This is a genomic window from Clostridium sp. Marseille-P299, from assembly GCF_900078195.1.
Lineage (GTDB): Bacteria > Bacillota > Clostridia > Lachnospirales > Lachnospiraceae > Lachnoclostridium.
Map to the genome: position 1 here is coordinate 831,504 of NZ_FJVE01000006.1, position 15,448 is coordinate 846,951.

Annotated in this window: 10 protein-coding genes and 1 riboswitch; of the genes, 4 read left to right on the top strand and 6 right to left on the bottom strand. The window is 33.9% G+C overall.

From position 1 onward, the window contains the following. Window positions 1-626 precede the first annotated feature (626 nt). Window positions 627-1,751 (top strand): IS91 family transposase, encoded by a 1,125-nt coding sequence (locus BN4220_RS07625; RefSeq protein ID WP_066713097.1) that lies wholly within the window; start codon window positions 627-629, stop codon window positions 1,749-1,751. Between the two features lie 226 nt (window positions 1,752-1,977). Here the strand turns inward: BN4220_RS07625 and hflX are convergent, their stop codons facing one another. Then, a complete protein-coding gene (gene hflX, locus BN4220_RS07630; protein WP_066715288.1) occupies window positions 1,978-3,231 on the bottom strand; it encodes a GTPase HflX in 1,254 nt (417 codons plus the stop codon). A 49-nt stretch (window positions 3,232-3,280) separates the two neighbouring features. Next, on the bottom strand, window positions 3,281-4,534 hold the full coding sequence (locus BN4220_RS07635) for a tetratricopeptide repeat protein (protein ID WP_066715289.1): 1,254 nt from the start codon (window positions 4,532-4,534) through the stop codon (window positions 3,281-3,283). Window positions 4,535-4,967: 433 nt separating this feature from the next. On the opposite strand from BN4220_RS07635, the gene gpmA reads away from it, so the two are divergent. Then, the gene (gene gpmA, locus BN4220_RS07640; protein WP_066715290.1) at window positions 4,968-5,714 is read left to right on the top strand and encodes a 2,3-diphosphoglycerate-dependent phosphoglycerate mutase; all 747 of its coding nucleotides are present in this window, start codon (window positions 4,968-4,970) and stop codon (window positions 5,712-5,714) included. An 85-nt stretch (window positions 5,715-5,799) separates the two neighbouring features. Further along, entirely contained in the window at window positions 5,800-6,516 is a 717-nt protein-coding gene (locus tag BN4220_RS07645; RefSeq protein WP_066715291.1) for an MgtC/SapB family protein, read from the top strand. A 142-nt stretch (window positions 6,517-6,658) separates the two neighbouring features. Here the strand turns inward: BN4220_RS07645 and mgtA are convergent, their stop codons facing one another. From mgtA to BN4220_RS07660, 4 genes are all read right to left on the bottom strand, one after another. Then, window positions 6,659-9,391: a magnesium-translocating P-type ATPase gene (gene mgtA / locus BN4220_RS07650; RefSeq protein WP_066715292.1), complete on the bottom strand. Its 2,733-nt coding sequence runs from the start codon at window positions 9,389-9,391 to the stop codon at window positions 6,659-6,661. 89 nt (window positions 9,392-9,480) lie between these two features. After that, window positions 9,481-9,645 (bottom strand): hypothetical protein, encoded by a 165-nt coding sequence (locus BN4220_RS20250; protein ID WP_197467905.1) that lies wholly within the window; start codon window positions 9,643-9,645, stop codon window positions 9,481-9,483. A gap of 204 nt (window positions 9,646-9,849) precedes the next feature. Then, a riboswitch (M-box (ykoK) riboswitch) is annotated at window positions 9,850-10,066 on the bottom strand. A gap of 260 nt (window positions 10,067-10,326) precedes the next feature. Beyond that, window positions 10,327-12,078 (bottom strand): S8 family peptidase, encoded by a 1,752-nt coding sequence (locus BN4220_RS07655; RefSeq protein WP_066715293.1) that lies wholly within the window; start codon window positions 12,076-12,078, stop codon window positions 10,327-10,329. A 92-nt stretch (window positions 12,079-12,170) separates the two neighbouring features. Beyond that, entirely contained in the window at window positions 12,171-13,496 is a 1,326-nt protein-coding gene (locus BN4220_RS07660) for a hemolysin family protein (RefSeq protein ID WP_066715294.1), read from the bottom strand. Window positions 13,497-14,153: 657 nt separating this feature from the next. On the opposite strand from BN4220_RS07660, the gene serS reads away from it, so the two are divergent. After that, complete coding sequence (serS, locus tag BN4220_RS07665; protein ID WP_066715295.1) at window positions 14,154-15,431, top strand: serine--tRNA ligase; 1,278 nt, start codon at window positions 14,154-14,156, stop codon at window positions 15,429-15,431. The last annotated feature ends 17 nt before the right edge of the window (window positions 15,432-15,448 follow it).

Below are 15,448 nucleotides of genomic sequence, written 5' to 3' on the forward strand. Positions count from 1 at the left end.
TCCTTTTTACAATAATAAATACTTCCCCACATGGAGATTTATATCTGTAAGCCAACAAGCATTATTACTTGCAGCTTATAAATATATCTACATTACAACATGTCCTTAATGCGATTGGATCATGGATTACTATTTTATTATTTTATATACCTGGGTTCTTCTAGTAGAAACAAGATGTTTATTCTTAAGTTTAATTATAATGCAACATAAGATGTCAAAGATTAGAGTAAGTTTGTAGCCAAAACTAACATAGATTACATGCTTTATTTCATACAATAAAATTTTTTAATATTTATTAAATATCAGAATTATGTTATTAATTATTATAAAAAACTACTATTTTTTTACATTTTAATCATTTCTAGAATCAATTCATATTAAGAATATAATATATTTTACAAATAAACCAATTCAATCCGCTTTAATATTATGCATTTTCACTCATTTTTATATAAAATTGATTTGATTTTTAGAAAATCTGATAATGACAACTCTATTTCATAAGTTAGAACAACGAATATGCGAAGTATAAGAACAAAGTGTCTACGACACTCTCAACTCCCCTGGCCCCTCAATCATGAGGGGAAGGGGTTTCTTTTTTCTTAAACTTCCTTCATAATAGTATCATGAGTAGATTAAAAGAGATTTTTAAAGAACATTATGAAGAGATACTATATATTTTACATCCACGTAAGTCTGTCATTGAAAATGTAAATAAGATGATAGACTGTGGTGATTCATCTAAGGGTGGTGCCTTTTGGGGCTGCCCTGATTGTGGTGAGCTTAAGTTTGTTCCTTATACCTGCAAAAGCCGTTTTTGTCCTTCTTGTGGAAACATGTATAATCAAAAACGATCTTTTCGCATATCATCTAAGCTTATTTCTTGTGTACACAGACATTGCGTTTTTACTATCCCCGAAGAACTGCGTGCATTCTTTCTAAACGAACGCACTCTTCTTGGTGAACTTTTTCATTCAGTCCGTGATGCAATTCTTCGTATGTTTTCTAAATTGAATAAATCTGAAAACTTTACTCCTGGTATTGTTTGTGTTCTTCATACCTTTGGTCGAGATTTGAAGTGGAATCCTCATATCCATGCTCTTATCTCTGAAGGTGGAGCTGGCAACCATACTCCCTGGCGTATTGTTAAACACTTTGATTATCACTTTCTACGGAAAGCTTTTCGAAAAGTTCTTTTGGATCGCTTAACGAATCGTATCGGTCCTTCTTTTCGTAAAATAAAAAATGAAATGTATACGCTACATTCTGATGGGTTTTACGTTCGTGCAAAGCCGAATGATTGTACTCCTGATCAGACTGTGAAATATATCACTCGCTACCTTGGCAGACCAGTAATCGCTTCCTCACGTATTGATCACTATGATGGTGAACAAGTTACTTTCCATTATAAAAAACATGAAGATAATTCTCTTGTAACCGAAACAATTCCTGCACTTGATTTCATCAAGCGCCTGATTATACATATACCTGAAAAACACTTTAAAATGGTGCGATACTACGGTATTTATGCCAAGCATCACAAGCAGGAAAAACATCTTTTTAAATATCTTTCTGATGAAAAACGTAAGTTCTTAAAATCCCTGCTTGATTGGAGACAATCAATTCTTTTAAACTTCGGATATGATCCTTTAAAATGTTCGAAGTGTGGCTCTTCTATGTTGGTTCTAGAAGTTTACCACAAAAAAACTGCACTATTTGAACAATATCGAAAGGCAATGGGATATGGATAAATCCAATCTCTAATTTCTTTCTCAAACGTCAAATAATGCAGTTCGAACCAAAAACAAAAAACATCATAATCAAAGTCATCGCGAAGTCCGCACTTCGCTCTTTTGTCATGCAATTTTTTATTTCTATTCTATTATACACTATTTTTCAGATTTGAGAAGTTTCCTAATAATTAAAAAAAGCTGTTGCATACGCAACAGCTCATTGACTTTACTCATTAATATTTACTTACTTATTTTCTAATCCCAAATACACATCCTTTGGCATATAGGCCTTTACATAAATGCCTTCCGGTTGATATTCCTCTTCGATTAATTGTCCATATTTTCGAATAATCTGTATCTTACCAGCCTCATGAAATGGAAATACTTGCTCAATAAGAACCTTTTGCTCACGAAGCACTTCCTCGATGATTTGTAATAAATCATCCAATCCAGCTTTCGTTTTCGCTGAAATTTTTACTGTTTTATCTGCTTTTAAATCTTTAATTACAAGATTATCAACATTCTTATCTTGCTTATTAAACACTGTTATAATTGTCTTATCCTTAACTTCTAATTGTCTTAATGTTTCATAGACAATATGCATCTGCTTATATGCTGTTGGATTTGATACGTCCACAACATGAAGTATAATATCCGCATATTTAGCCTCTTCAAGTGTTGAGCGAAAGGCTTCTATTAAGTGATGAGGAAGTTTACGTATAAAACCTACAGTATCCGTAAATAACACTTGTTGTCCGCTTTCTAATGTAAAATTTCTCGTTGTGGGATCAAGTGTTGCGAATAATTTATCCTCTTCAAGTACACCAGCATTTGTTAGTTGATTTAGCAGTGTTGATTTACCTGCGTTTGTATATCCAACGATTGCAACAACTGGGATTGGATTTTTACTACGAAGGTTTCTTGCGACTTCGCGGTTTTTCTTTACTTCGCTTAATTCATGATTTAATTGAGTGATACGATCCTTAATTAATCGACGATCCACTTCAAGCTTTTTCTCACCAGGACCTCTTGTACCGATTCCACCACCTAGTCTTGATAAGGAATTGCGCATTCCAATAAGTCTTGTAGAACGGTATTTTAATTGAGCCAATTCAACTTGAATTTTACCTTCTCTTGTAGACGCTCTTTGTGCGAAGATATCTAAAATTATCATCGTACGATCCATAACTTTTGCTTGTAGAGCATCTTCTAAATTCTTTAACTGAGCAGGAGAAAGTTCGTCATCGCAAATAACGCCAGTTGCATCTAGTGCCTGTACTAATTCTGCAACTTCTTGTATTTTTCCTTTTCCAATATACGTACCCGGATGCATATTTTCACGATTCTGAATTACTTTTCCAACTGTTACTGCACCAGCTGTTTTTACTAGCTCTTCTAACTCATCTAAGGATTCTTCTGTATCATCCCCATCATTCGTTGCAACAGCTACTAATATAACTCTTTCTACCTCTTCCTTAATTTCGTATAATTCCGCCATCTAATCCTCCATGTACCGCATTGCGTTACTTTATTTTTATAATTTTCACTTACGGCTTTTCAACGGTTGTATTTTCATTTTCTTTTGTTTCACTAGTATCAGAGTTTTTATCGCTAGAATCCTCACTTTGCGTAGTCGCTCTAGTCTTTAAAAACTCATAATCTTTTTTAGTTTCTTCATCTACTGTATATTCTTTCATATACGCTTCCATTTTATTAAGCGCATTTGTAAAATCTCCTGTTTTTTCAAGTAGAACAATTTCATTACGTAATAATTGCTGCGCAATTGAAGCGGTTGAATATGTTTTTGCTTGTTTTAAAGCTTTTGCTGCGTTAGTATAATCCTCTAAATTTAAATAACAAACCAATCGCTGATTATAATACATTGCCGATAAGGTGTTTCCGGCACTTTCATAAGCATCGTAATACGTAAGAGCCTCTTTATAGTTTTTTTCAGCCAAACTAATTTCACCTAAAAAATAATTAGCTTCTGTAAATCCATCGGAAATCGCAGTTTGAAACTCTGATTTTGCAACCTCATAATTCTCTTGGTAAAAATGTACCTTTGCTAAGTTAAATTTATCCTTCTCTGAATTTACAGTAATATTCGCTGCTTCCTCTAATGTACTACTTGCTTCTTCGTTTTTACCTAATTCCTTTAAAACAGAGAACTTACCAAAATAAAGATCAAAATTAGATTTTTCATAACTAAGAGCTTTTTCATAATCTGCAAGGCTAGCATCATATTCACCCATTTTTCTATATAAGTTCGCTCTTGCACTATAAAGTGATGCGTCCTTATCATTCTTTTCTATGAGTTCAGTATAAATCTCTATGCCTTTTTCATATTGTCCCTCATATTCTAAAGTTTGTCCTTTATAAAATAAAAGATCCTCATCTAAACTCTTTAATTCTGTAATTTCAAGTGCTAGATCAAAAGCTTCAAGTGCTTCTGTGTATTGATTCATCTTTAAATAAGCAATGCCCTTACCACGATATGCTTTTTTATTATTTTCTTTCACCATGGTGATATCATTGTCCATAATTACTCGATCAAATTGCTGTAAGGCTTCTTCATATCTACCCATTTGAATCAAATTAAATCCGTAATCAATATAATATTCCGCCTTGTCCTCATTTCCTTCAATTGCTTTTTTAAAATAAGTTTCTGCTTCTTCATATTCTCCATTATCGTAAGCAGAAACCGCTTTTTTATAGTTTCGATTCGCTGGCTGCAAACTACAACCAGTAAGTGTTAATACAACACACCCTACAATACAAAGGTGTTTTAATTCTTTTTTCATAATAACCTCCATGCCACCTTTCAGCAGCCCATTTCATGTGAAAAAAATATCTTCTGTCTTTTGCTATTAAAATGCTTTTTTCACCATAACATCCAAACTGACACAGGCAGCTTAAGTAGGTTAAAATGTCCTTTTCAACCTACTTTGTTTATCATTTTTAAAACTTATTTTATGGGATACCAATAGAGTTCTTCTAGTTTTATTCATTATATAATCTTTTGCATACATGCACAAGTACTTTTGGCCTCTATCTCAGTCCTGCAATGAAATTTACTAGCTAGTGTTCCCATTTTAAAATGAAGTGATATAATAGAGATAGAAAACATATTCTAAGCTTATAAATCTGGTTTATACTTTTAAATAGTTTTAATATGCTTGGTTAACTAATAAGGAAAGGGTATCGCAGGTAATCTTACGATATGACGGTAAAACTATGAAACTTGTATTAATAAGACATGGAGAAAGCGAATGGAATCATTTAAACCTATTTACGGGATGGATCGATGTTGATTTAACGCAAAGAGGTCATGAAGAAGCAATCAATGCTGGTAAACTATTAAAGAAAGAGGGCTATGAGTTTGATATATGCTATACTTCTTATCTTAAACGCGCCATACATACACTAAATCATGTATTAGAACAAATGGATCTAGAATGGATACCAGTTATAAAAAATTGGAGATTAAATGAACGCCATTATGGTGCGCTACAAGGATTAAATAAAGCTGAGACTGCTATGAAGTATGGAGAAGATCAAGTAAAAATCTGGCGTCGCTCTTATGACGTGAATCCACCTGCCTTAGATATAGAAGATGAACGTAATCCTCAGAATCAAGAGCAATACCGTGCAGAAAACAAGGAATTACTTCCTCTTAGCGAAAGTTTAAAAGATACCGTTGCTAGAGTTATTCCATATTTTGAATCTGTCATAAAAAAGGATATGCTCGATGGTAAGCGAGTTATTATTGCTGCTCATGGTAACTCCCTTAGATCACTTGTAAAATACTTTGATTCTCTTTCTGAAGAGGAAATTATCGATGTAAATATTCCTACTGGAATTCCTTTGGTTTACGAATTCGATGATGAGTTTCACGTAATCAAGAAATATTATCTTGGAAATGTAGATGAAATTGAATCTAAAATGAAAAGTGTTGCAAATCAAGGTAAGATACAAGAATAATTATATTTGAAAAAAGCCCTATTCTTAATATTGAAAGATATTATAATAGAGCTTTTATTATACTAGATATTAAAGGGGGATATTTATGAATTTAGATTTAGATCTATCACATATATGTATTCGTTTGTTAATTGCAACGATTTTAGGCGGTATTATAGGCTGGGAGCGTGAGTTTAAAAGCCGTCCTGCTGGCCTTAGAACACATATTTTAGTTTGTGTCGGTGCCACAATTATAGCAATAATTCAACAGGAAATCATGTTCGATTCTCTTAAATTAGGAATGGAATATCCTGAATTGTCAGGTATTATTCGTTCCGATCCAGCTCGTCTTATTTGTCAGGTTGTTAGTGGAATTGGTTTCTTAGGTGCTGGTACTATTGTTTTCACTAAAAACTCCATCCACGGCCTTACAACCGCTGCCTCACTTTGGTCTACCGCTGCCTTAGGCCTTGCAACTGGTATGGGATATTACCACGTAGCCTTGGTTGGAATTGTAATTATTTTCTTTGCTCTAACTATGGTAAAGAAGATTCAAAGTTTACCAGCCTCCATGATGCCAACAATGAGACGTATCGAAATTGTTTATTGCAACAGGGAAACAAAAGAATTTATTCAAAAATATTTTGAAGAACATCATATTCGAGTGCGCAACTCTAATTTTAGTGTCCAAGTGGAACAAGACGTAAGAACCTATACTGATGACTATACAATAGAACTACCAAAAGGTATGACTTATGTTGATGTTGCTGAAGGACTTGCAGAGCAAAAAACCATCACCCATATTCATCTTTTAAATATATAGTCATACATAATGATTTTATGTACGAACAAATAGCCTTGCAAAAACAGACGTTGCATAAAAAGCTAGTGTATAAAAGGCTGTTGCAATATAGAGTTTTATAATCTCTATTTCGCAACAGCCTCTTTTATTTTATATGATTCTATTATAATAACTCACCATACTTTTTAACATAAATATTCTTTACGATTGTAACTAATATCATATAAGCAACAACTGTCATTGCTAACCATATAAAGAATTCACCTGGTACTGGGTATAGTCCAATATTTGCTCCAAACGCTGTAAATGGTATAACTGTAAGTATTGCTATTCCTAAACAAGTAAGTGTTGTAAGTTGGAAGGAAGCGTTACTTTTAAGAAATGGAATTTTTTTCGTACGTATCATATGAATTACTAAGGTCTGTGTCCACATAGATTCAATAAACCACATGGATTGAGCCATCATAATATAGATACTTCTAACCTCTGCCTCACCAACTGGAATCTGATGAAATAATCTACCATTTGCCCCTGGTACAAATTTAGGACAAATTATAAAATAACTTATTGCATACGTTGTTATATCAAAGATTGAGCTTGTTGGACCAATCCATAACATAAATTTACTAATGCTAGAAGCATCCCAGTTCCTTGGTTTTTTTATAAACTCTTCATCTACATTATCCCAAGGTATCGCCGTACATGATACATCATAGATTAGGTTGAGTAATATTAAGTGAATTGGTGCCATTGGCACATAAGGAATAAATGCTGCTGCAAATAATACTGAAAACATATTTCCAAAGTTGGAGCTAGCGGTCATTTTAATATATTTAATCATATTTGCGTAAGTTTTTCTACCTTCAATGATTCCTTCTTCAAGTACCATTAAATCCTTCTCAAGAAGAATTACATCCGCAGATTCTTTCGCTATATCAACCGCTGTATCTACAGAGATTCCAACGTCCGCTGCTTTCATTGCTGCTGCATCATTAATTCCATCACCCATAAATCCTACTGTATGGCCATTTTCACGTAAAATAGTTACGATATCCGCTTTTTGTGAAGGAGATAATTTAGCAAATACAGTTGTTTCCTCAACCGCCTTCTTTAATTGCTTTGCTGACATTTTCTCAATATCTGAGCCCAATAATAAATTATCAACACGTAGTCCAACCATCTTACAGATACTTCTGGTAACTCTTTCATTATCTCCTGTTAGAATTTTAACTCCAACACCATACTCATTTAGAGCTTTGATTGCCTTGGCAGTCGTTTCTTTTGGTGGATCAAGTAAAGCTAGATAACCAATTAAGACCATATCGGATTCATCCGCAACAGAAAACGCACCTACAGGGGATGGATTCGTTTTTTGAGCCACTGCAATCACACGTAAGCCATCATCATTTAATTTATTAACCGTGTCTAATACTTTTTCCTTCATTTCCATAGTTAATGGTACTACAGAATTTCTTAGTTCTACAAAAGAACAGCATTGAAGCATTTCCTCAACCGCACCTTTTGTAACCATCTGAGTCTTTCCGTTCTTATCTGCTACTACAACGCTCATTCTCCTGCGATTAAAATCAAATGGTATTTCATCTACTTTTTCATAACTATTTTTTAGTTCTCTAAGAACTTTATCTTCAATACCTTCTTCATCTGTTTTTTCAATTACCGCTTTATCAATTAAGTTTTTTAAACCAGTTTGAAAATAACTATTTAAATAGGCATGGCGAAGTACTCTTTTATCTTCATTTCCTTCAATGTCTAGATGGTATTCAAGTACTACCTTATCTTGAGTAATTGTTCCTGTCTTATCAGTACAAAGAATATCCATTGCTCCAAAGTTTTGGATTGAATTTAAGTTCTTGATTACAGTCTTCTTCTTTGACATTGAAACAGCACCTTTGGCAAGACATGTCGTAACTATCATTGGTAACATTTCAGGTGTTAAACCTACTGCAATTGATATTGCAAAGGTAAACGCTGAAATCCAGTTTCCTTTTGTATATCCTGTAAGAAAGAATACTACTGGAACCATAACTAGCATAAAACGAATGAGTACCCAAGAAATAGAATTTACTCCTTTTTGAAAGCTAGTTTCAACAGGCTCTCCTCCAATATCTCTTGCCATAGAACCAAATAAAGTATCATCGCCAGTTGCAATAACTACACCTGTTGCAGAGCCACTAATTACATTACTTCCCATAAACGCAAGGCAATTATAACTAGTTAGCGCTTCTTCTTTTGTAGCTCTACTTGATACTTTTTCTACTTGCTCACTTTCGCCAGTCAATGCTGCTTGACTAATAAATAAATCTTTTGCTTTTATGATTCTAAGATCAGCCGGTACCATATCCCCTGCTGCTAAATGGACAATGTCCCCAACAACAACCTCATCAAGTAATATTTCAGTGGTACCTGTATCTTTTCGCTCTACTGTGCATGTAGTGTTAATTAGCTTTAACAAAGCTTCTGCCGCATTGCCAGATCGCGTTTCTTGTATAAACTTTAGAAAACCACTTACTAAAACCATTCCTGTAATAATAATAACAGTCGTTGGATTTTTTTCACCTGGCTTTGCTAAAATAACATCAAGAATTAATGAAACAACTGCAAGAAATAATAATATTCCTGTAAAGGGATTGATAAAGGCTTCAAAAAGACGCTTTGGAAGAGATACCTTTTGTTGTTTCGTAACCTCATTGCTTCCATATTGTTCTCTTCTTTCTTCAATCTCTTCCCTGGATAGTCCTCTTTCACTGGTTGCTAATTGCGCCATCACTTGTTCTGGATTGATTTTTGTACTACCAATTAATCTTTTTTTAACTTCTTCACCTCGTGCTATTTGCTCTGCCACATTTTTTGTTGATTTATAAATTTTTTTTGCCATTGTTCTAGTCCTCCGTTCTTTTTAATTCGATCATGGACATAGAACCTGGCGGACATAGTATAAAGGATATTAACAAATGCTTATACTACTTACCTATATACTTTCATATTAAATTGGGTTCGGAAAATGGACAGACTGGTAGTATCAATCACATTTTCCCTGCCTATTCGGTCTGTAATATCTAATTTTTCCGTAATAGAACTTAATTTATATTGCCCTCCAGGTTCTATACTACTACTACTGCCTTCTTCCACTTTCCTCACCTCTTTCTTTTCTATCATTATTGTGTTTAATCTTATAATCTACTTAAATAAATGCGAATCTTATCGTTATTTAAGCAGTACCAATACTTATTTTAAAAACAAAAAACTCCCTACCATTATTTTACAGCTAGGAGCTTGAAAACAATGGCAGAGAGTTAAAACAGTCATCAAAATAACTGTAGATAAATTCTCTACATAATATCGCATCGTTCAAGCTTTAGCTTCGTGGGGCTCGACAAATTTTGTCTTGTAATTGCATTAGGTTACGCCTTGGTTTCGACATATCCTGTTAACCATCGCATAGTGTCTCCACTATTGTGCGGTAGCAATCCTAGTTAAATAACAACTTGATTCACAAATTTCTTAATTCGGAATCATATCCCCACGGTAGCCTCACCTACCGTAAATTATTGAGTTTTGAATTAAACACATACTTATTATACTCTTAAAATAGAAATAAAGCAAATTTTTTATAACTCCACCAAAACATCCTGCTAAAAATTATTACTTATATACGAATTCAAATGGTTTTAAACAAACATCTTCTGAACATTTCAGGGTATATGTTCCTTTTTTAAGATCTTTAGCTAAACTGAGCTCAATAATATTAGAATCATATTTCGTTATCAATAACCCATAATTATTATTCATATTATTTACGTCATTCAATTATCATCTTGGAATGCTATTATACACACAAAGTGCTCCATACCCAACTTGTTGATTTGGCCATGATGTAAACCCTGGTAACTTCCTAGCTCCTTTAATCAAATATGCTTTCATTTTTTCACCATACAAATATGGGTCGTTTCCATTAATAATTCCCCATTGCATTAACATAGCAGCTGCCCCGGTTACAAACGGAGTCGCCATAGAGGTGCCAGTTCGACTTGCATATCCTCCTCCTGGTGCAGCAGAAATAATATCCACCCCAGGAGCAACTAAATCTGGTTTTGGCGTCGGGAATCCTCTGGTGTATCCTCTTCCAGAAAAGAAAGCCACACTATCATTATTCGAATTGTATGCACCAACTGATATTACATTTCTTGCAGAGGATGGTATGGTTAAGGTTGACTCAGCTACAGGCCGTAAAAATCCTGTTTGTGGACCTATGACAGAAGAAGTAGGCAACCAAAAATCATAATTACCTACAATAATGTTTCTAGGTGTTAGCTCAAACTTCCATATTCCAGTTTCTATAAACAACCCTTGTGGTAGAAACACAATAAAAATTTCTTGATCTTGATCAATCGGTTGTGGTACTCCGTAATAAAGTAATATTTGAGTATCATCAACAACAAATTGTTGCTTTCCTAGTATACTTGGTATAGGTCCTACTCGGTTCCCACTGGGTGGAATAATAGTAATATCAAAAACATCGAAATAATTCTTCCAAATCTGAACACTGATTGACGATTCTGCATCCCCAATTGCTAATTCTATAATTTGAGATTGATTATTTTGTAATACACCAGAAGTGTGAGTTCTACCAGCTCCCTCATTTCCAGTTCCAACAACAATACTTATCTTCCATATGTTTGATACATCATTTAAATATTTTTCTACGATTGAATTTCCCGTATGAGATCCATAATTATTTCCGAAACTTACATTAATTGATAAAGGAATTCTTAACTCAATTGCTTTTCTAATTACAAAATCAACTGCAGTCATTAGCTGTGTCGTGGATGGAAAGGACTCCCCTATTGATCTTCCTAGCTTAACTACGATTAGTCTACTATTTGGTGCTACTCCTGTATATCTACCATCCGAAGCTGCTCCGTTTCCCGCCGCTATACCTGCTACATGAGTACCATGTCCGGATAAATCAGTACTTGGTACAATTTCTAATTGTCTTGCTTTGTTTGGATTTTGTAATGCTTCATTAATACGTTCCTCTGTATATAAAGTACCAGCAACAAAACCTGGTGGTGGACCTAAGCCCTCCTCGGTACTATTTATGGTTTGATCCCAAAGATACAGTATTCTTGTCTTCCCATCCCGAAATCGAAAATCTGGATGTGAATAATCGATTCCCGAATCAATGATAGCAATTAAGATACCATTTCCAGTCAAATCATACCTTGGTGTCTGAAGTTGTGGGATACAAGAGGCTTCAATTGCCTCCAAAACTTCAAAAAATATTCCTTTTGGTTTTTCAATATATTCAATTTCTTCAAAACTAGCTAATTCATCTACTTTACTATCTGCTATTACGATTACCGCATATCCATTAAGAAGCTCAACATACGTAAAACCTAGTTGATCGGCTACCCTACTTAAGTCTCCATTAAATTTAACAATCAGCTCCCATTCATTTGTTGCTTCATTAAATCCTACCCCCAAGTCTAAGGTACGTTCTCGCTGCACTTCAGGTGTTTCCAACGACAAATTCAACTCATTACCAACCTTACCACTATTCATAGACGTTATCCTAATACAAAATCTTAGTTCAGTATATTCCCTAAGTCTAGAATTTATCATCATATGCAAATAACTATTCAAAGATTACTCCACTACTTAATAACATCGTTCTTAGTAAGGCATACAACTGCTTTTTCAACTCTATGATCTTTCACTTCAATTACTTTTATAGTTAAGCCATTTACTTCAATCTCAAATTGACTTCCATCGTCTGGAATTGTTCCTAAAGTTCCAAATATAAATCCTCCAAACGTATCATATTCATCGGTAGGAAGCGAGACGTTTAATTGCTCCTCAACTTCTTCTAATGGAGTATTTCCAAGGATATTCCAGGTTTGTGAGTCAATATTCTCAATTTTTAGTTCTCTCTCAATCATATCCTCATCATCTATTTCACCAACAAGTTGTTGGACCAAATCATTCATAGTTACGATTCCACTCATTCCCCCATACTCATCTAGCACAACAGCAAAATAATTACGACTCTTTTTCATAGCTCGAAACAAAACATCTGCTTTGATTGTTTCTGGTACAAAATACGCTGGTCTAACAGCAGCCTCCATAATGCTATCGTAAGTTTTTTCATTCAACCTAAAATAATCTTTCGCATTTAATACTCCAACAATATCATCTACACTTTCATTACACACTGGATATAAAGAATGCCTACTTTGGTGTATTGTATTTTCCCATTGCTCAATACTTTCATCCGTCCATAATAAGGATACTTCTGTACGATGAGTACAAATTTCACCAACGGTTAAATCATCAAACTCAAATATATTTTGAATCATTTCTTTTTCTACATAATCAATCGTACCTTTTTCACTACCTGCGTCTACCATCATACGAATCTCTTCCTCAGTTACTTCTTCATCTTCCTCATTTGGATCAATTCCTAGTAATCGTAATAAGGTATTGGTAGAAGCGGTTAAAAACCATACAATGGGTGCAAACAATTTTGAAATAAACGTAATTAATGCCGACATAGCAAGCGCCAGAGTCTCAGCTTTTTTCATTGCAATACGCTTTGGTACAAGTTCTCCAAATACTAGGGTAAAATAAGATAATATTAATGTTATAAATACAACAGAAATAGAATTTAGAGTAGAAACAGGAATCTTCACTCCACTTTCGACTAAAAAATTTACTAAGCGATCTGAAAAATTGTCCGCAGCAAAGGCACTCCCTAAAAATCCTGATAAGGTTATGGCTACCTGAATTGTAGCTAAAAATCGTGCTGGTTGCCTTGTCAAAGTTGCTAAACGTATTGCTCTTTTATCGCCTTGGGAAGCTAATTTAGATAATTTATTATCATTCATTGAAATAATTGCTATTTCCGCACATGCAAATATCGCATTTAAGAGAATTAATATAACTTGTAATATTATTTTCCATAGAATTGAATCATCTTCCAAAATAAAACCTCCTAAAGTCATCGATATCCTTTATATAAAGTACTTTTTAAAGTCTAGTATTTAATTAGTTCATGTTTCTTTTATTAATATAAGTATGTCTTTTATATCATTTTATACTCAATGAAATAACAATTTTAAAGTGCTACTTCTAACACTTTAATCTTCCCAAATTATGATAACCTAGCATATTATTTACACTTTTAATGATTTTCATCAATTAAAAATATATTCATGAATATAAAAATACATATTGCAAAATAATAGGAAACAAGATATAATATGTGAAAATATAGTAATATCAGCGTTGATAAAAGCTACGATTTATAAATTACTTCAGAGAGCCGATGTTTGGTGTGAATCGGTGTAAGGATAAATCTTTCCACTTTTGGAGCTGTTGGTGATGAGCCAAAGGTTAGTAACCTCTATCTTACTTAATCGAGTGGCTGGTTTTTAAGAAACTAGCAATTTGGGTGGCAACACGGATTCCTTTCGTCCCATAGTTATATTTGGGGTGGAGGGCTTTTTTTATTTTATAAACATTTACACGTGAGCAACCATTAATGAGATTATAAGATAACAGATAGTTATAACGATTGTAGCTAGAATGTTGCCATAATTTCTTTACAACATGATATTAATTAAAATTGGAGGAGAACAATGTTAGATATCAAATTTTTAAGAGAAAACCCTGAAATCGTAAAGCAAAATATCAGAAACAAATTTCAAGATCACAAACTGGAATTAGTAGATCAAGTAATCGCACTAGACCTTGAAGCAAGAAATGCAAAACAAGAGGCTGATACTTTAAGAGCTAATAGAAATGCAATTTCAAAGCAAATCGGTGGATTAATGGCAAAAGGCCAAAAAGAAGAAGCGGAAGAATTAAAGAGACAGGTAACAAAAAATTCCGAACGTTTACAAGAACTTGAAACAATTGAATCTGAATTAGATGAAAAAATCAAACAAATCATGATGGTTATTCCAAACATCATTGACCCTAGTGTACCTATTGGTAAAGATGACAGCGAAAACGTTGAAATCAAACGCTATGGTGAACCAGTGGTTCCTGATTTTGAAATTCCATACCATGCTGAAATTATGGAAAGATTCAATGGACTTGATTTAGAAAGTGCTCGTAAAGTTGCTGGTAACGGATTTTATTATTTAATGGGAGACATCGCAAGATTGCACTCCGCTGTAATTTCTTATGCAAGAGATTTCATGATTGATCGTGGATTTACTTATTGTATTCCTCCATTTATGATTCGTAGCGACGTTGTTACTGGCGTTATGAGTTTCGCAGAAATGGATGCAATGATGTACAAAATCGAGGGTGAAGATTTATACTTAATTGGTACAAGTGAGCATTCTATGATTGGTAAATTCATCGATACCATTTTACCAGAGACATCTCTTCCTCAAACTTTAACTAGCTATTCTCCTTGCTTTAGAAAAGAAAAAGGTGCACACGGAATTGAAGAACGTGGTGTTTACCGTATCCACCAATTTGAAAAGCAAGAAATGATTGTTGTATGTAATCCAAAAGATAGCATGATGTGGTTTGATAAGTTATGGCAAAATACTGTAGATTTATTCCGTTCTCTTGATATTCCAGTAAGAACTTTAGAGTGTTGTTCTGGTGATCTTGCAGACTTAAAAGTAAAATCCATCGACGTAGAAGCTTGGTCTCCAAGACAACAAAAGTATTTCGAAGTTGGTAGCTGCTCTAACTTAGGCGATGCTCAGGCTCGTCGTTTAAAGATTCGTGTTGTTGGTGAAGATGGTAAATACTTTGCTCATACATTAAACAATACAGTAGTTGCACCTCCTAGAATGTTAATTGCATTCTTAGAAAATAACTTAAATGCAGATGGTTCTGTTAATATTCCAGTAGCATTACAACCATATATGGGCGGTAAAACTGTAATTAAATAATAAAAATTGGGGCTGAT

Bases quoted from the DNA above. Each gene is read 5' to 3' on its own strand.
- BN4220_RS07635 (WP_066715289.1), bottom strand. From the start codon at position 4,534: ATGAAAAAAGAATTAAAACACCTTTGTATTGTAGGGTGTGTTGTATTA.
- hflX (WP_066715288.1), bottom strand. From the start codon at position 3,231: ATGGCGGAATTATACGAAATTAAGGAAGAGGTAGAAAGAGTTATATTA.
- serS (WP_066715295.1), top strand. From the start codon at position 14,154: ATGTTAGATATCAAATTTTTAAGAGAAAACCCTGAAATCGTAAAGCAA.
- BN4220_RS07645 (WP_066715291.1), top strand. From the start codon at position 5,800: ATGAATTTAGATTTAGATCTATCACATATATGTATTCGTTTGTTAATT.
- BN4220_RS07625 (WP_066713097.1), top strand. From the start codon at position 627: ATGAGTAGATTAAAAGAGATTTTTAAAGAACATTATGAAGAGATACTA.
- gpmA (WP_066715290.1), top strand. From the start codon at position 4,968: ATGAAACTTGTATTAATAAGACATGGAGAAAGCGAATGGAATCATTTA.
- mgtA (WP_066715292.1), bottom strand. From the start codon at position 9,391: ATGGCAAAAAAAATTTATAAATCAACAAAAAATGTGGCAGAGCAAATA.
- BN4220_RS07655 (WP_066715293.1), bottom strand. From the start codon at position 12,078: ATGAATAGTGGTAAGGTTGGTAATGAGTTGAATTTGTCGTTGGAAACA.